17 protein-coding genes are annotated in these 15,854 nt (G+C 40.3%); 11 read left to right on the top strand and 6 right to left on the bottom strand.

From position 1 onward, the window contains the following. The first annotated feature begins 150 nt into the window (after positions 1 to 150). Positions 151 to 1,605 carry a tRNA uracil 4-sulfurtransferase ThiI gene (gene thiI / locus QNK26_RS08350; protein ID WP_319222168.1) on the top strand — a complete coding sequence of 485 codons (1,455 nt, stop codon included), beginning with the start codon at positions 151 to 153 and terminating at the stop codon, positions 1,603 to 1,605. A gap of 105 nt (positions 1,606 to 1,710) precedes the next feature. On the opposite strand, the gene QNK26_RS08345 is transcribed toward thiI, so the two are convergent. Then, a complete protein-coding gene (locus tag QNK26_RS08345; protein WP_319222166.1) occupies positions 1,711 to 2,610 on the bottom strand; it encodes a 2-dehydropantoate 2-reductase in 900 nt (299 codons plus the stop codon). After that, entirely contained in the window at positions 2,603 to 2,950 is a 348-nt protein-coding gene (locus tag QNK26_RS08340) for a VanZ family protein (RefSeq protein ID WP_319222164.1), read from the bottom strand. The genes QNK26_RS08345 and QNK26_RS08340 overlap by 8 nt, the downstream gene beginning before the upstream one ends. Before the next feature lie 251 nt (positions 2,951 to 3,201). Here QNK26_RS08340 and QNK26_RS08335 point away from each other — a divergent pair, with 251 nt between their 5' ends. Then, complete coding sequence (locus QNK26_RS08335) at positions 3,202 to 3,684, top strand: YajQ family cyclic di-GMP-binding protein (RefSeq protein WP_319222162.1); 483 nt, start codon at positions 3,202 to 3,204, stop codon at positions 3,682 to 3,684. 97 nt (positions 3,685 to 3,781) lie between these two features. Here QNK26_RS08335 and QNK26_RS08330 read toward each other — a convergent pair whose 3' ends face one another. Then, positions 3,782 to 5,161 carry an AmpG family muropeptide MFS transporter gene (locus tag QNK26_RS08330; RefSeq protein WP_319222160.1) on the bottom strand — a complete coding sequence of 460 codons (1,380 nt, stop codon included), beginning with the start codon at positions 5,159 to 5,161 and terminating at the stop codon, positions 3,782 to 3,784. Positions 5,162 to 5,281: 120 nt separating this feature from the next. After that, positions 5,282 to 5,623, bottom strand: a complete 342-nt coding sequence (locus tag QNK26_RS08325) for a hypothetical protein (protein WP_319222159.1) — start codon at positions 5,621 to 5,623, stop codon at positions 5,282 to 5,284. A gap of 323 nt (positions 5,624 to 5,946) precedes the next feature. On the opposite strand from QNK26_RS08325, the gene QNK26_RS08320 reads away from it, so the two are divergent. Then, positions 5,947 to 6,471: a peptidylprolyl isomerase gene (locus QNK26_RS08320; RefSeq protein WP_319222199.1), complete on the top strand. Its 525-nt coding sequence runs from the start codon at positions 5,947 to 5,949 to the stop codon at positions 6,469 to 6,471. A gap of 138 nt (positions 6,472 to 6,609) precedes the next feature. Here QNK26_RS08320 and QNK26_RS08315 read toward each other — a convergent pair whose 3' ends face one another. Both QNK26_RS08315 and QNK26_RS08310 read right to left on the bottom strand, forming a co-directional pair. Then, the gene (locus tag QNK26_RS08315) at positions 6,610 to 7,170 is read right to left on the bottom strand and encodes a YajG family lipoprotein (protein WP_319222158.1); all 561 of its coding nucleotides are present in this window, start codon (positions 7,168 to 7,170) and stop codon (positions 6,610 to 6,612) included. Position 7,171: 1 nt separating this feature from the next. Next, positions 7,172 to 8,299, bottom strand: coding sequence for a methyltransferase (locus tag QNK26_RS08310; protein WP_319222157.1), 1,128 nt, complete (start codon positions 8,297 to 8,299; stop codon positions 7,172 to 7,174). Between the two features lie 73 nt (positions 8,300 to 8,372). Here QNK26_RS08310 and QNK26_RS08305 point away from each other — a divergent pair, with 73 nt between their 5' ends. From QNK26_RS08305 to QNK26_RS08270, 8 genes are all read left to right on the top strand, one after another. After that, a complete protein-coding gene (locus QNK26_RS08305) occupies positions 8,373 to 8,678 on the top strand; it encodes a BolA family protein (protein WP_319222156.1) in 306 nt (101 codons plus the stop codon). A gap of 416 nt (positions 8,679 to 9,094) precedes the next feature. Then, positions 9,095 to 10,435, top strand: coding sequence for a Na(+)-translocating NADH-quinone reductase subunit A (locus QNK26_RS08300; RefSeq protein WP_319222155.1), 1,341 nt, complete (start codon positions 9,095 to 9,097; stop codon positions 10,433 to 10,435). Between the two features lie 2 nt (positions 10,436 to 10,437). Continuing rightward, on the top strand, positions 10,438 to 11,646 hold the full coding sequence (locus tag QNK26_RS08295; RefSeq protein WP_319222154.1) for an NADH:ubiquinone reductase (Na(+)-transporting) subunit B: 1,209 nt from the start codon (positions 10,438 to 10,440) through the stop codon (positions 11,644 to 11,646). Continuing rightward, the gene (locus tag QNK26_RS08290) at positions 11,639 to 12,412 is read left to right on the top strand and encodes a Na(+)-translocating NADH-quinone reductase subunit C (protein WP_319222153.1); all 774 of its coding nucleotides are present in this window, start codon (positions 11,639 to 11,641) and stop codon (positions 12,410 to 12,412) included. Before QNK26_RS08295 ends, QNK26_RS08290 begins: the two co-directional genes overlap by 8 nt. After that, on the top strand, positions 12,405 to 13,034 hold the full coding sequence (locus tag QNK26_RS08285; RefSeq protein ID WP_319222152.1) for an NADH:ubiquinone reductase (Na(+)-transporting) subunit D: 630 nt from the start codon (positions 12,405 to 12,407) through the stop codon (positions 13,032 to 13,034). Before QNK26_RS08290 ends, QNK26_RS08285 begins: the two co-directional genes overlap by 8 nt. 3 nt (positions 13,035 to 13,037) lie before the next feature. Then, the gene (nqrE, locus tag QNK26_RS08280) at positions 13,038 to 13,646 is read left to right on the top strand and encodes an NADH:ubiquinone reductase (Na(+)-transporting) subunit E (protein WP_319222151.1); all 609 of its coding nucleotides are present in this window, start codon (positions 13,038 to 13,040) and stop codon (positions 13,644 to 13,646) included. A 48-nt stretch (positions 13,647 to 13,694) separates the two neighbouring features. Then, entirely contained in the window at positions 13,695 to 14,915 is a 1,221-nt protein-coding gene (nqrF, locus tag QNK26_RS08275; protein WP_319222149.1) for an NADH:ubiquinone reductase (Na(+)-transporting) subunit F, read from the top strand. Positions 14,916 to 14,960: 45 nt separating this feature from the next. Further along, the coding region (locus QNK26_RS08270) for an FAD:protein FMN transferase (protein ID WP_319222147.1) at positions 14,961 to 15,854 on the top strand (894 nt) is incomplete at its 3' end.

Genomic DNA, 15,854 nt, shown 5'->3' with positions numbered 1-15,854 from the left:
ATACTGCTGACCAGCAACAGGAACGGGCTCATCTTAAGGTGTAGCCCGTTTTTTTATTTTGATTTAAGTTAATCGAATATATCAGCTAAACACCCAGCGCGATGAAATGCTGGGCCAACTGTTTGTTTGAATTATGATGTAGGCAAAACCATGAAATTTATTGTAAAAATATTCCCAGAAGTAATGATGAAAAGTAAATCCGTGCGCCAGCGTTTCAGTAAAATGCTGCAATCGAGTTTACGTAATATTTTGCGTCGTGAAGATGAACATGCTCGCGTGATCCTTGAATGGGATAAAATTGTTGTTCGTACCACTGACGACAGTGATAAAAACCGCGAATTCTATCGTGAAGTATTAAAAAATACTCCGGGTATTGCCCATTCATTAGAAGTACACGAATCTACTTTTACCGATCTTGATGATATTTTCCAACAAGCATTGCCAGTTTATAAAGACTTGCTTGCGGGTAAAACATTCTGTGTACGCGCTAAGCGTAACGGTAAACATGACTTTACTTCGATTGACTTAGAACGTTATGTTGGCGGTGGCTTAAATCAGCATACTGATGCCGCTGGTGTTAAATTAAGAAAACCACAAGAAACAATCAAAATCGAAGTTGAACACGAAAAACTTTATTTAGTGACGGAACGCCATGAAGGCTTGGGTGGTTTCCCAATGGCTGGACAAGAAGATGTTCTATCATTAATGTCAGGTGGTTTTGATTCGGCAGTATCAAGCTACTTAACAATTAAACGTGGTAGTCGTACGCATTTCTGTTTCTTCAATCTTGGCGGCGATGCGCATGAAATTGGCGTGAAGCAAATTTCATATTTCTTGTGGAACAAATACAGTTCATCACACAAGGTTAAATTTGTTAGCGTACCATTCGATCCAATTGTTGCAGAGATCTTAGAAAAAGTAGATAACTCACAAATGGGTGTGGTACTCAAACGTATGATGATGCGCGCAGCATCTAAAGTTGCAGAACGTTTAGGTATTGAAGCATTGGTGACTGGTGAAGCTGTTGGTCAAGTATCAAGTCAAACTATCCGTAACTTATCGTTAATCGATTCAGTAACAGATACGCTGATCTTACGTCCATTGATTGTTGCTGATAAGCAAGACATCATTGATACAGCACGTAAAATTGGTACAGCTGAATTCTCTGAAACCATTCCTGAATACTGTGGTGTTATCTCAAACAAACCAACAGTTAAAGCAGTGAAAGAGAAGATTGAAGCAGAAGAAGCTAAATTCGACATGAGCTTGATTGACCAAGTTGTTATGGCTGCAAACGTGATGGATATCCGTCAAATTGCCGAAGAAACACAAGAGCAAGTAAGTGATGTTGAAGCGGTAACTGAAATCGCAGCAAACGAAGTGATCTTAGACATTCGTAGTATCGACGAAGTTGAAGAATCACCGCTTGAAGTTAATGGACTTGAAGTGCAACACATGCCGTTCTTCAAATTAGGCAATCAGTTTGGCGAGTTAGATCAAGACAAGACATACTTATTATACTGTGACCGTGGTGTGATGAGTAAACTGCAAGCGCTTTACCTGATCGAAAAAGGCTACGGTAACGTAAAAGTATACCGTCCTTAATCGTCATTGAGATAACGTCGATACTTGGCGTTATCAGTAATGATGAATGAAAGCCAGCAAGTGATTGCTGGCTTTTTTGATCTTGGGCTTAACTAAACTCGGTGCTTAAACTGAAACCGTTTCTTGTTGTTTAATTTGTTCGAACAAGGCTTGGTTCGTCGGCATGGGAATACTGTAAGCGTTCGCCACTTTTAAAATATAGCCGGTAATGAAGTCAATTTCAGAAGGTCTATTAAAGTGACGATCTTGATGCATGGAAGAGTAATTGTCGCTGGTGCGTTTTATCACGTTATCAACTTGTGCTTGTAGTTCGGCGTAAGACCAAGGCAAACGCGCTTTTTCACACACCAGTGCTAACTCTTGCACAACCTTAACGACTTGCGGATATAACGCTGGATTCGCCAATTCGCCATTTTTACATTGATGGATCGCGGTTAACGGGTTTATTGCACAGTTAATCACGAGTTTTAGCCAGAGCTTCTCACGGATATCATCACACCAGGATAATTCTTTCAGAGCCCATAGTTGCTTAGCAATGTCTTTATAGCGTTTGGCTTGGTTATTAAATGGCCCTAACCACGTGACTCCCGCGCCAGTGTGGCGAACATGATCATCAGAGACTTTCAATACCCCGTTGGATGTGGTGCCGACCATGATAGCGTTACGCGGGAACAACTTATCTGTTTGCTCTGCCGTGCCCATGCCATTGTGTAATAACACGATACAACAATGCTTATCAATTTGTGATTGCAGTAAGGTCAGCGCAGGCAGTACATCTTGGGCTTTTAGGGTGACCAGTAAAAAATCACATTTAGGCGTGAGCTCACCTTGTGCCATGACGGTATTACTACTGTTTTCACCCGCTAAGTTTTCAAAATTAAAGCTGCGAATATGAGGTTCACTTTCAGGGCGTAATATAAATGCGGCATGTTGGCCTGATTTTAATAATTTTTCTGCAAAGAAATGCCCGATAGCACCGGCACCGAGAATGTTCCAATTAGCCATGTATTTTTGCTCGTAATGGTTGAAGAATTAAGTAACTGATAATACCGATTAAATCGGCGATGATATCCCAGTGACTTGGTGTGCGACTGAATGTCATACCTTGAATCAATTCAATAAAAATACCAAACCCAAGTAAGCTAATAAACAGCGTTATGGTTCTGTTTGGGAAACTATAATCAAAAAGTAATGCTAGCGCCGCAAAGGCAATAAAGTGGTTTAATTTGTCGTAACCTAATTGTGGAATATTAGTTGCGGGTTGACCAAAAGCAAGGATACAGATAGTGAATATCACCAGGATTAATAGCAGGCGAAACCAGAGTTTATATTTGTTTAATACCATACTAATCTCAACAAAAAGGGAACCTAATAGCAATTATAGACGTTTTATGTATTGTATTTAGTTCACTTGTTGTTAGCGAATACTTTTTATTTATAAATCTTAATTTATCTAGCTATGGCGGTGATGTTATACGTATAACGTCTAATAATCGTGACTTAATACAAGCTCGCGGCTGACTTCTGCAGTTAATGGTTGAATTGCAGCTATCATCTATTAGATAATCGGGACATTATAAATGATAGGACATAAAGATGCCGCAATTTGATATTATTTCTGAAGTAGATATGGTTGAAGTGAAAAACGCAACTGACAATGCAAACCGTGAGTTAAGCACACGCTTTGATTTCCGTGGTGTTGATGCAAGTTTTGAGCTAATTAAAGAAAAAGTTAAAATGCGTACAGATGAAGATATGCAACTTCGTCAAATGGCGGATATTTTACGTGGTGCGTTAGTGAAGCGTAATATTGACTCATCTTCAATGAGCATCGGTAAAACTGAATTTTCAGGTAAAACTTGCAGTGCTGATATTGAGTTTTTACAAGGTATTGAAGGCGCGGTCGCTAAGAAAGTTGTGAAATCAATTAAAGACAGCAAACTTAAGGTACAAGTATCTATCCAAGGCGATAAAGTACGTGTTGTTGGTAAAAAGCGTGATGATTTACAAGCTGTTATGCAGCATATTAAAACCGCTGAACTAGGTCAACCGTTCCAGTTTGATAACTTTCGTGACTAATATGCCGTGACTAATATGGAGGCTTACTTGTTCTAAGTAAATATTCACATAAGTACGTAAAGCCCAGTCTGTTTATCCACACTGGGCTTTTTTATGCCTAAGATTCAATCCAGTTAAAGCGTTTAGTCATTTGCATATAAATGAGTAGCATAATGAAAGTAACAGGCACAATACCTATTACTGCGGTGCCAATAAAGAAGGCTGAGTAATCCCATGCATCGACCACCACGCCAGAGAAACCAGCAATAAACTTCGGTAGCAACACCATGATTGATGAGAATAGGGCGTATTGTGTCGCGGTAAATTGGGTGTTGGTTAGTCGAGATAAGAACACCACAAAGGCACATGATGCGATACCGGCGCTTAAGTTATCGGCACTGATCACCAAGGTTAATAACAATAGGGCAGGGTCTTGAGCTTGTAACCACGTTTCTGGCAGGAGCAAGGCCAGTACTGACATTAATTGGCTAGCAGCCATGTTCCCAGCCATCCAATGAAAAAGTACATTGGTTAAAGCGGATAGCACGCCGCCGAGTAATAAGGTCGAAAGCAGACCAAAGCCATTGACTAATAGTCCCCCTAAACCAGCCCCAACCAGTGTCATGATCACGCCAAATACTTTTGCCACGGTCGCAACCTCAGCTTTTGAGTAGCCCATATCCACATAAAAGGGGTTCGCCATAATGCCCATGACAATATCACTGATGCGGTAGGTGATAACAATGCCCAGTAACACCAAGCAGGTCTTACCATAACGCTGGAATAGATCGAGAAGCGGCTTTACTATGCCGGTGATGAGGAATTCACGTACATTGTGCACAGTTTGAATTTTATGTTTAGCGACGGGTTCTTTAGAAAGTAAGGTTGCAAAAACACCAAATAACATAAACAGAGCCATACAAGCATAGGCGAACTGCCAAGCTGCAGCATTATAAACCGCACTGTTATCATAAAAGGCTGCAATAGCGAGTGAACCAGCACCTGCCACGATCATCGCCAGTCGATAACCTGTCATGTAGGTTGCTGCCATCGCTCCTTGTAATCGGCTGTCGGCACTTTCAATTCGAAAAGCATCAACAACAATATCTTGGGTGGCAGAAAACAGCGCTAATCCAAGGGATGCGATGATAAATAAGATCACACTTTGTTGAGGGTCTTGTGTTGCCATCACCATCAGCATGGCAATGATCATTATTTGTGTAAACAGCAGCCAGCTACGACGACGGCCTAATTTTTTATGCAACCAAGGTAATCGGATCTGATCGATCAGTGGCGACCAAGCCCATTTGAAACCATAAGCAAGGGCTATCCAGCTAAAGAAACCAATACTGGCACGTTCAACACCAGCTTCTCGTAGCCAAAATGACAATGTTGAGAAAACCAGCAGGATAGGTAAACCAGAGGAGAAACCAAATAATCCCATAAATAGCACACGGGGATTAAGGTAAATTGATAAGGTTCGAAGAAAAGTCGGCAATGTCAGCAATCCATCTTACGTAAGTGTTTGCTGATACTACCGTATTTTTATGAATTAAATAAGCCCAACAACAGACTGGGCTTGGCTTAATCGATTTATTTTATAATAACGTTGGCGAAATTAGTCCAAGTATTCCGTTATAGGTCTAATACCAATACAGTTGTATGGCTTAACTCCTTGACCTTGTAAAAATAACGCACCGGTATGTAATCTTTGGCGCAATATACGGTTGGCAAAAATCTGTTGGCTAGACCAGCTTTTTAACTCAAATAGCAGGAACCAAAAAACTTGTTCCTTACAGCTATCTGTCGACTCATCATAAATATCCAAATTATCCCATTCTCGTAATGTATCCCATAGAAAATGGTTTAATTGAGCATAAGTAAGTTTCCTCATTAGAAAAAAGTCGAGATAGTTAGCTAAAACATCAGATTTCTCGTCAATGAACTTTTTCGCTTCCATGCAAATCTCCTCATTTATTAGTATCTAATTTCAATCCTAGACTAAAATATTCAGCTGTCATGAATAAGCGTATTCTTAATACGGATTAATGAACAAAGTGTGAATCATCTCAAAAGATTGATTTTTGCCGGTGCTGGTGTTAAAAAATTAACAAAACTTTGTATTTAAGTCATAAGCTTGGTTATTAATGGCTAAGCTTTTTATATATCAAACATCTGATATAGTAGCGATAAATAAGCTTATTTTTATAACTGAATGGAACTTACATCATGCGAATAAATCATTTTTTTACTAAATCATTGTTAGTTTTATGCTCAATATTTATGGTTAATACTGCATTTGCAGCAGAAAGCAAAGCGCTAATCAAAACTAACCTCGGTGATATCACGGTTGAGCTATACCCTGAACAAGCCCCTGTATCGGTGGCTAACTTTATCAACTATGTTGAAAGTGACTTTTACAGCGGTATTATTTTTCATCGCGTGATCCCTGGTTTCATGGCGCAAACAGGTGGCTTTAAAGCGAATATGGACAAGCAAACCTCAGGTAAACCAATCATTAATGAAGCGGGTAATGGCTTAAGTAATGAACGTGGTACGCTAGCTTTGGCACGAACTAATAATCCGAATTCAGCAACGTCACAATTTTTCATTAACTTGAAAGACAATAACTTTTTAAATCGCTCTGGTTCACAGCCTTCACAAGCTGGGTATGCAGTATTTGGCCGAGTAATAAAAGGCATGGATGTGGTTGATAAAATGGCGATGCAACCAACGGGTAAGAAACAGTACTACAGTGATGTGCCATTGACTGATATTGTGATTGAAAGTATCACACTATTAAAATAAAGAGTTAAACGGCAAAACAATAACCTACCTAGCTTAGCCGGAATAAGCAAATAAAAAAGCCTCGTTAATGATCTTATAATAAGTCATCAACGAGGCTTTTTACGTTATGTACTGCTTTACACTATATCGTGAGGCTAACTAGCGGGCTAGATAATCACGGATCTGTTGATCATTAAATATATCGTCCAGTAGTGATGACAATTGCTGCGAAAATTTAGCTTCTAAATCACTCATTGACGGGCTAAATGCGCCTGTTAATGTCGATGCACTGCGGTACTGCTTCGTCAGTGTTTGGCCTTTATTTTCAATTGAGATAATCAATACTAAAGCCGAGTCAGCTTGATGCTCAAAGCTATCTTGCTGAACATCGATTCTCGCTGTTTGCAGTTCAAGGTTTATCGCGATATCTGCTTGCGGCTTAAACACTAACCCTTGCTGTTCCCAACCTTGCTGTAATTTTGCCGTAGTCAGGTTTACCAGTGAACCTTCATTATTCAGTAGCTGTGCTGGTTCTCCAACTTTGTGAATAGCAATAAGGTAATTGGCATCACGAATATCTTTGCTTGTTAGCGATACTTGAGTGTCGCTATATTGGGTTGTTAGCTGTGCTGGCTCTGCAGTAATATTTACTTGCTGAGGCGCACTGGCACAGGCTGTCAATAATAATAGACTGGCACTTAGTAGTAGTTTTTTCAGCATATTATTTTTGCGCCTTAATTATAACGAACTTGGCATTTGATGCGACAACTTCATGATTATCAAATAAACGTTCAAGTTTAATATGGTAATCAAGGTGGCGGTTACCGACAATGTAGAGTGCGCCGCCCCAAGCTAATGCACGGTGGGCATCTTTAAACATTTGCCATGCGATATGATCGGTAATGGCTTTTTCTTGATGGAACGGAGGGTTACACAATACTAGGTCCACACTGTGTGGTTCATAGTCGTATAAACAGTTATTCACCAAGAATTCAATGTCAGGTTCATGGCTAGCAATGTTCGCGGCCACATTTTCTTTTGCTGATGCAATAGCCATAAATGACTCATCAACAAAGGTAATTTTAGCTTGTGGATTTAGTCGCGCCGCTGTAATACCAATCACGCCGTTACCACAACCTAGGTCGATAATATGCTGGTATTCACCTTTTGGTAAATACTGCATAAAGAAGTTGCCGCCAATATCTAAATTGTTGCGTGAAAATACATTGGCGTGATTAGATAGCGAGATATTTGTTTTGGCAACATCCCAGCTAACTGGTGCTGGAATTTCTAATGCTTTGGTTTCGGTTATGGTTGAAAAGATCAAACGTGATTTTTTCTTTGCTAATGATGTTTTCGTCTCGCCGAGGTATTTTTCAAATAACGCTAGCGTAGAATTATGAATATCTTTCGCTTTAGCACCCGCAATAATCGTGGTATTCGGCGTCACAACGTGACTAAGCATCGCAAGTTGATGTTCTAATAACGACAATGTGCGTGGGATCTTGATTAATACTAAATCAATATTTTCTGGTAACGCAGCAAGACAGTCTTGGACTTTGACCTGTTCTGTGGTTAACTCATTTTCATCGAGATTTTGCGCGATTGCCGCATGGCTGATCCATGAGTCACTCACCGTAGTGACATTATGTTGATTATGCGCACACGTTAATGCACCAAAGCTATCATTAAAGATAAGTACTGAAGAGTGCTCTGCAAGCGTTAAATCTGCAACGGTATTAAGAATATACTCATCAGCAGAGTCCCATGCTTGCAGTTGCTCAACGCTACGTTTAGGGTAGCGGTATAAAGATAATTCGATACTTTCAAGAGATAGTTCAGTGTTCATAATTTGATCCATTTAAGGTTGATCGTGCATTTTACACTGTTATTTTACTAAATATATAAAGAAGAGGTTTTAAATGTCATTAGGTAACGATATTAAACAGCAATTATTAACCAGTTTTGATATTCAATATTTAGATGTGGTTTGTGACAGTCATAAGCACAATGTGCCACCAGGCACCGAAATCCATTTTTCTGTGGTGATTGTCGCCGCCGAATTCGACAATAAAATGTTGATTGCGCGCCACCGTATGGTGAATACTGCGCTGGAGGCTCAATTTGCAGCGGGTATTCACGCGTTATCAATTCATGCCTATACGTCAGATCAGTGGGCTAAAAAAATGCTCAAGAACAAAAAATACCTGAGTCACCAGACTGTTTAGGTTGATTACTGTTGAATTAGAAATATGGCCAATTGATGTTGCAAGGGTGTGAGCAATTGTTAATTTTCAGGATGTAATTTCAATTAATACAGATATTGTTATATGTGACTCAAGTCAGTGCAAAAAATAACTTTTTTTGATTAAATGTTTAATGTTATTTAAGTTTTGTTTTATTAAGCTTATGTTTTAAATTGATTATTTTTATATTTTCACGAGTGTTGAACAGTTTCATTTATTAGTGTCTGTTACTTGATGTAGTGCGAGCAATCGCCTTGAATTAGTGCTAGAATAACCCCAAATTTTTTGTTAATGAAAGTGTACCACCTTGTGAATACTCATTACTGAGTATTTTTGGTGCGCAATTTTCACTGGCAAAAGTGTTCTTTATCTTCCTAAAAAAAGTAGTGCATGTGAGTATGATTACGATAAAAAAAGGACTGGATCTACCTATCGCAGGTAAACCTGAGCAAGTAATTCATGATGGCCCTGCTATCAAACGAGTTGCTGTTCTAGGTGAAGAGTATATTGGAATGCGCCCAACAATGAGTGTTAAAGTTGGTGATCGTGTTAAGAAAGGTCAGGTACTTTTTGAAGACAAAAAGACACCAGGCGTTAAATATACAGCCTTCGCTGCAGGAACAATTGCTGAAGTTAACCGTGGCGCTAAGCGGATCTTACAATCGGTAGTAATTGATGTAGATGGTAACGAGAGTGAGAAGTTTGCTCAGGTTACATCAGCTGAAATTGCTAATCTTGACCGCGATGTCGTGGTTAACAATCTTGTAGACTCAGGTTTATGGACTGCATTACGCACTCGTCCATTTAGCCGTGTTCCTGCGATTGATAGTAATGCATCTGCAATCTTTGTAACGGCGATGGATACTAATCCATTAGCTGCTGATGCGGCATTAATTATTAATCAAAGCAGTGATGCATTTGTTGATGGTTTAAATGTGATTTCACACTTAACAAGCGGTAAAGTTTACGTTTGTAAAGCAGAAAGCGCGTTACCTAAATCAGCGGCAACAAATGTAGAAGAGCATGTATTTGCTGGTCCTCATCCAGCGGGTCTTGCCGGTACGCATATCCATTTATTAGAATCAGCAGGGACTAACCGTACGGTTTGGTCTATCGGTTATCAAGACGTTATTGCTTTTGGTCTGCTATTCACTACGGGTGAGCTACAAACTGACCGTGTGATTTCATTAGCAGGTCCTGCTGTGAAAAATCCACGCTTAATTAAAACTCGTCTAGGCGCATCGATTACAGAATTAACTGTAAATGAATTTAACGAAGGTGAAAACCGCGTTATTTCTGGTTCTGTATTAAATGGTGTTAAATCTGAAGGTGTACATGCTTATCTTGGTCGTTACCACAACCAAATTAGTGCACTAACTGAAGGTCGTGAGAAAGAGTTTCTTGGTTACATGAAACCGGGTAGTGATAAGTTCTCTGTTGCTAACGTATATGCTTCGGCATTGAATCGTGCACGTCAATTCAACTTCACTACGACGACTGGTGGTAGTGATCGTGCGATGATGCCAATTGGTAACTATGAGCGCGTTATGCCATTAGATATCTTACCAACTATGTTACTGCGTTCATTAGTAACGGGTGATACAGACGAAGCGATTACGTTAGGTTGTCTTGAATTAGACGAAGAAGATTTAGCGTTATGTACTTTCTCTTGCCCAGGTAAGTACGACTTTGGTCCAATTCTACGTAATTGTCTAACGACAATTGAGAAGGAAGGTTAAGCATGGGTCTTAAGAATTATATCGAAGGGATGGAACATCACTTCGAACCAGGCGGTAAACACGAAAAATGGTTTGCCCTGTATGAAGCTGTTGCAACTGGCTTATTTACACCTGGCTTTGTTACAAAAGGTAACACACACGTACGTGATAATATCGATTTAAAACGAATCATGATCTTAGTGTGGATGTGTGCTTTACCTATGGTTTTCTGGGGTATGTACAACATTGGTGCTCAAGCAAATGCCGCTATCGCATCAAATGCTGGTTCCCTATTTGATGATTGGCATGTTGCGCTACTGAGTACGTTTGGCGTAACCATGGGTGAGGGCGCCGGTGTTATAGCAAATATGCTATATGGTGCGGTTTATTTCTTGCCTATTTATGCGACAGTGTTTGTGGTTGGTGGTTTCTGGGAAGTTTTATTTGCGGCAGTGCGTAAGCATGAAGTAAATGAAGGTTTCTTTGTAACATCTATCCTATTTGCACTTATCCTGCCTGCTAATATTCCATTATGGCAAGCAGCTATCGGTATTACTTTCGGTGTGGTAATCGCCAAAGAAGTATTTGGTGGTACAGGTAAAAACTTCTTAAATCCAGCATTAGCAGGTCGTGCGTTCTTATTCTTCGCATACCCAGCTGACATTTCAGGTGATGCTGTTTGGACTGCGGTTGATGGTTTCTCTGGTGCTACTGCGCTTAGCTCTGCTGCCGGTGGTGGTCTTGAAGCCCTAACAAGTACCTTGACTTGGGCCGATGCTTTCATTGGTAACATGCAAGGTTCTACAGGTGAAGTTTCGACGTTAATTATCTTAGTCTCTGGTGGCGTATTACTAGCTGCTGGTGTTGCATCTTGGAGAATTGTGTCAGGTGTTATGATTGGTATGGTAGCGACAAGCTTACTATTCAACATCATTGGTTCTGATACTAACCCAATGTTCGAATTACCATTCTACTGGCATCTAGTTCTAGGTGGTTTCGCGTTTGGTATGATGTTCATGGCGACTGATCCGGTATCGGCATCATTTACTGATAATGGTAAATGGGCATACGGTATTCTTATCGGCCTAATGGTTGTTCTAATTCGTGTGGTTAACCCTGCATTCCCAGAAGGTATGATGCTAGCAATCTTATTTGCTAACTTATTCGCGCCTCTATTTGATCACTTTGTTGTTCAAGCTAACATTAAACGGAGACTTGCACGCAATGGCTAGTAAAGAAACTCCACTGAAAACTATCACAGTCGTTACGGCGTTGTGTTTAGTATGTTCAATTATCGTATCTGGTGCGGCGGTAGGTTTACGTGATGCTCAAAATGCTAACAAAGCATTAGACAAGCAAACTAACCTACTTTCTGTAGCAGGTAAATTAGAAGCAGGCGTTAAGGTTGGCGAACTTTATTCGAAGTTTGTTGATGCTAAATTTGTTGATTTAGAAACGGGCGAATATGTTGAAGAAAATGCAGCGACATTTGATCAACTTCAAAACGTAAAAGATCTAACAAAAAGTGCTGACTTAACTGGTAAAGACGTTGCTGGTATTAAACGTCGTTCAAATGTTGCTGATGTTTATCTTGTAAAAGATGCACAAGGTAACGTTGAGTCTTATGTACTGCCTGTATACGGTCGTGGCCTATGGTCAACGATGTATGCATTCGTTGCAATCGACAAAGATGGCAAAACAGTGAAAAGCATTCAGTACTATGACCAAGGTGAAACTCCGGGTCTAGGTGGCGAAGTGTTAAACCCATTGTGGACAGCAAAATGGGAAGGCAAACAACTATTCAATGCGAATGGTGATGTTGCAATCCGTGTCGTGAAAGGTGGCGGCCAAGATAAGACTCCTTCAGGTGTTGATGGTCTATCTGGTGCTACGCTAACTAGCCAAGGTGTTGAAAATACATTCCAGTTCTGGATTGGTGAAAACGGTTTTGGTCCTTTCTTGAAGAAATTGCAAAACGGAGGCTTAAACAATGGCTAAGTCTGACTTAAGAGAAGTAGTTACTTCACCAATTGTTACGAATAACCCAATTGCATTACAAATCTTAGGTGTTTGTTCTGCGCTGGCTGTAACAACGAAGATGGAAACTGCGTTTGTAATGACAATCGCTGTAATGGTTGTAACTGCCTTCTCAAGTTTCTTTATCTCATTAATACGTAACGTTATTCCTAATAGTGTGCGTATTATTGTACAAATGGCAATCATTGCATCACTTGTGATCGTTGTTGACCAAGTACTTAAAGCGGTAGCGTTCCAGTTATCAAAAGAGCTTTCAGTATTCGTTGGTCTCATCATTACAAACTGTATCGTAATGGGTCGTGCTGAAGCGTATGCAATGAAGAATAAACCTCTTCCAAGTTTCTTAGACGGTATCGGTAACGGTTTAGGTTATGGTGCTATCTTACTCGCTGTTGCGACAGTGCGTGAAATCTTTGGTTCAGGTACTTGGTTTGGTATTGAAATTTTACCACTTATCCAAAATGGTGGTTGGTACCAGTCAAATGGTCTATTACTACTTCCGCCAAGTGCATTCTTCATCATTGGTTTATTGATTTGGGCTCTACGTACGTGGAAACCAGAGCAAGTTGAGCCAAAGGGGTAAACGATGGAACATTATATTAGTTTATTCGTACGTGCTATTTTCATTGAAAACTTAGCATTATCATTCTTCTTAGGCATGTGTACATTCCTTGCAGTATCTAAGAAAGTGACAACAGCAATCGGCCTTGGTGTTGCAGTAACTGCAGTACTGACAATTTCGGTTCCTGTTAACCAAGTTATCTATGGCAGCGTACTTGCTCCAGGTGCACTTGCTTGGGCTGGTTTCCCAGAAGCTGATTTAAGCTTTCTAGGTTTCATCACGTTCATTGGTGTAATTGCCGCGTTAGTACAAATCTTAGAGATGGTGTTAGACAAGTTCTTACCGGCTCTATATAACGCACTGGGTATTTTCCTACCGTTGATCACAGTTAACTGTGCAATCTTCGGTGGTGTATCTTTCATGGTACAACGTGACTACAACTTCACAGAATCAGTAGTATATGGTTTTGGTAGTGGTCTAGGTTGGATGTTAGCGATCGTTGCGATGGCCGGTATTCGTGAGAAAATGAAATATTCAGATGTGCCAGATGGTCTACGTGGTTTAGGTATTACCTTTATTACAGCAGGTCTTATGGCGCTAGGTTTCATGTCATTTTCTGGTATTCAGTTATAATAAACGGCTGGCTTCGGTCAGCACGTTTCAAGAGCAAAGGATAAGTCGATGGAAATCATTCTCGGCGTAGTCATGTTCACGATTATCGTTTTAGCATTGGTAACAGTAATTCTGTTTGCTAAGTCTAAATTGGTAAGTGAAGGTGATATTACAATTAGTATTAACGGTGACCCAGAGAAAGCTGTGGTTACTAGTGCAGGTGGCAAACTTCTAGGTTCACTAGCTGCTAGCGGTATTTTCGTTTCTTCAGCTTGTGGTGGCGGTGGCACATGTGGTCAGTGTCGTGTGAAAGTTAAGTCGGGTGGTGGCGATATTCTACCAACTGAACTTGATCATATATCTAAAGGTGAAGCACGTGAAGGCGAGCGTTTATCATGTCAAGTTAGCGTAAAAGTTGACATGGACATCGAACTACCTGAAGAAATCTTTGGTGTTAAGAAATGGGAATGTGAAGTTATCTCTAACGATAACAAAGCGACTTTCATTAAAGAGCTTAAAATGGCTATTCCAAACGGCGAAGCGGTTCCTTTCCGTGCCGGTGGTTACATCCAAATTGAAGCGCCTGCTCACCATGTTAAATATGCAGACTATGATATTCCTGAAGAGTATCGTGGCGATTGGAACCACTTTGGTTTCTTCGACATCGAGTCTAAAGTTGATGAAGAAACGATCCGTGCTTATTCTATGGCTAACTGCCCAGAAGAAGCCGGTATCATTATGCTTAACGTGCGTATTGCTACGCCACCGCCGCGTAATCTTACATTACCAGCCGGTAAAATGTCATCATACATTTGGAGCCTAAAAGCAGGCGACAAAGTAACTATCTCAGGTCCATTTGGTGAGTTCTTTGCGAAAGAAACTGACAATGAAATGGTATTTGTTGGTGGTGGTGCTGGTATGGCGCCAATGCGTTCACACATTTTTGATCAACTTAACCGTCTCAATACAGACCGTAAAGTTTCGTTTTGGTATGGTGCTCGTTCTAAGCGTGAAATGTTCTATGTTGAAGATTTCGATACGCTGGCAAAAGAGAACGAAAACTTTGAATGGCATGTTGCACTAAGTGATCCACAACCAGAAGATAACTGGGAAGGTTACACAGGCTTCATCCATAACGTGATCCTTGAGAACTATCTTACGAATCACGACGCGCCAGAAGATTGTGAATACTACATGTGTGGTCCACCAATGATGAATGCTGCTGTTATCGGTATGCTGAAAGATCTTGGTGTTGAAGATGAAAATATTATGCTAGATGACTTTGGTTAATATTTTTTGATTCAATTCAAATCGATGTATCGATGGCTAGCTCTGATGGGGCTAGCCATTTTCATTCTTGGTTGTAGTGAACAAAAAAGTACCGAAGAAGTGCTTTTTTCTGGTCCTACTATGGGTACTACTTATCACATGAAAGTCGTGGGCTTCCCACTGTCTGAACAAGATAAGCAAGATATCCAGATTGAGATTGATAGACGTTTAGAATTAGTGAACGACCAGATGTCGACTTATCGTCCTAATTCAGAGTTATCACGCTTTAATCAAAGCGTTGCGGTTACTGGTTTTGAAGTATCAGCTGATACAGCAAAAGTAGTGCTAGAAGCTCTTCGTTTGAACAAGCTGACGAATGGTGCACTTGATGTTACTGTTGGTCCGTTAGTTAATATGTGGGGCTTTGGTCCGGATAATAAACCGGAAAAAATACCCACACAACAACAGCTAGATACGATCAAACTGCGTATCGGTATTCAACATTTAGCTGCTACTGATACGACATTGAGCAAAGACATTGATGGTTTATACGTTGATTTGTCTTCGATTGCGAAAGGTTATGGCGTTGATGTTATCGCTGACTACTTTGCTTCATTAGGTATTGAAAATTACCTAGTCGAAGTGGGTGGTGAACTGCGTATTAATGGTGTTAATGCTCGCGGTATTGATTGGCAGGTTGCGGTTGAGAAACCGACTAGTGACAATCAAAGTGTGCAAGAAGTGATTGCGGTTGGTAACAATGCGATTGCAACATCTGGTGATTACCGTAATTATTACGAGCTTAATGGTGAGCGTTTTGCGCATACGATTGATCCTGTAAGCGGTAAACCGATTAAGCATAAGCTAGTATCTGTGACGGTTATTCATACCTCATCAATGACGGCTGACGCATTAGCGACAGCATTAATGGTGATGGGTGAGAAAGACGGCCTTGAGTTC

The organism is Moritella sp. (assembly GCF_033791185.1).
Lineage (GTDB): Bacteria > Pseudomonadota > Gammaproteobacteria > Enterobacterales > Moritellaceae > Moritella.
The sequence above is the reverse complement of the archived record's forward strand: the minus strand, read 5'-3'. Positions and strand labels throughout refer to the sequence as shown.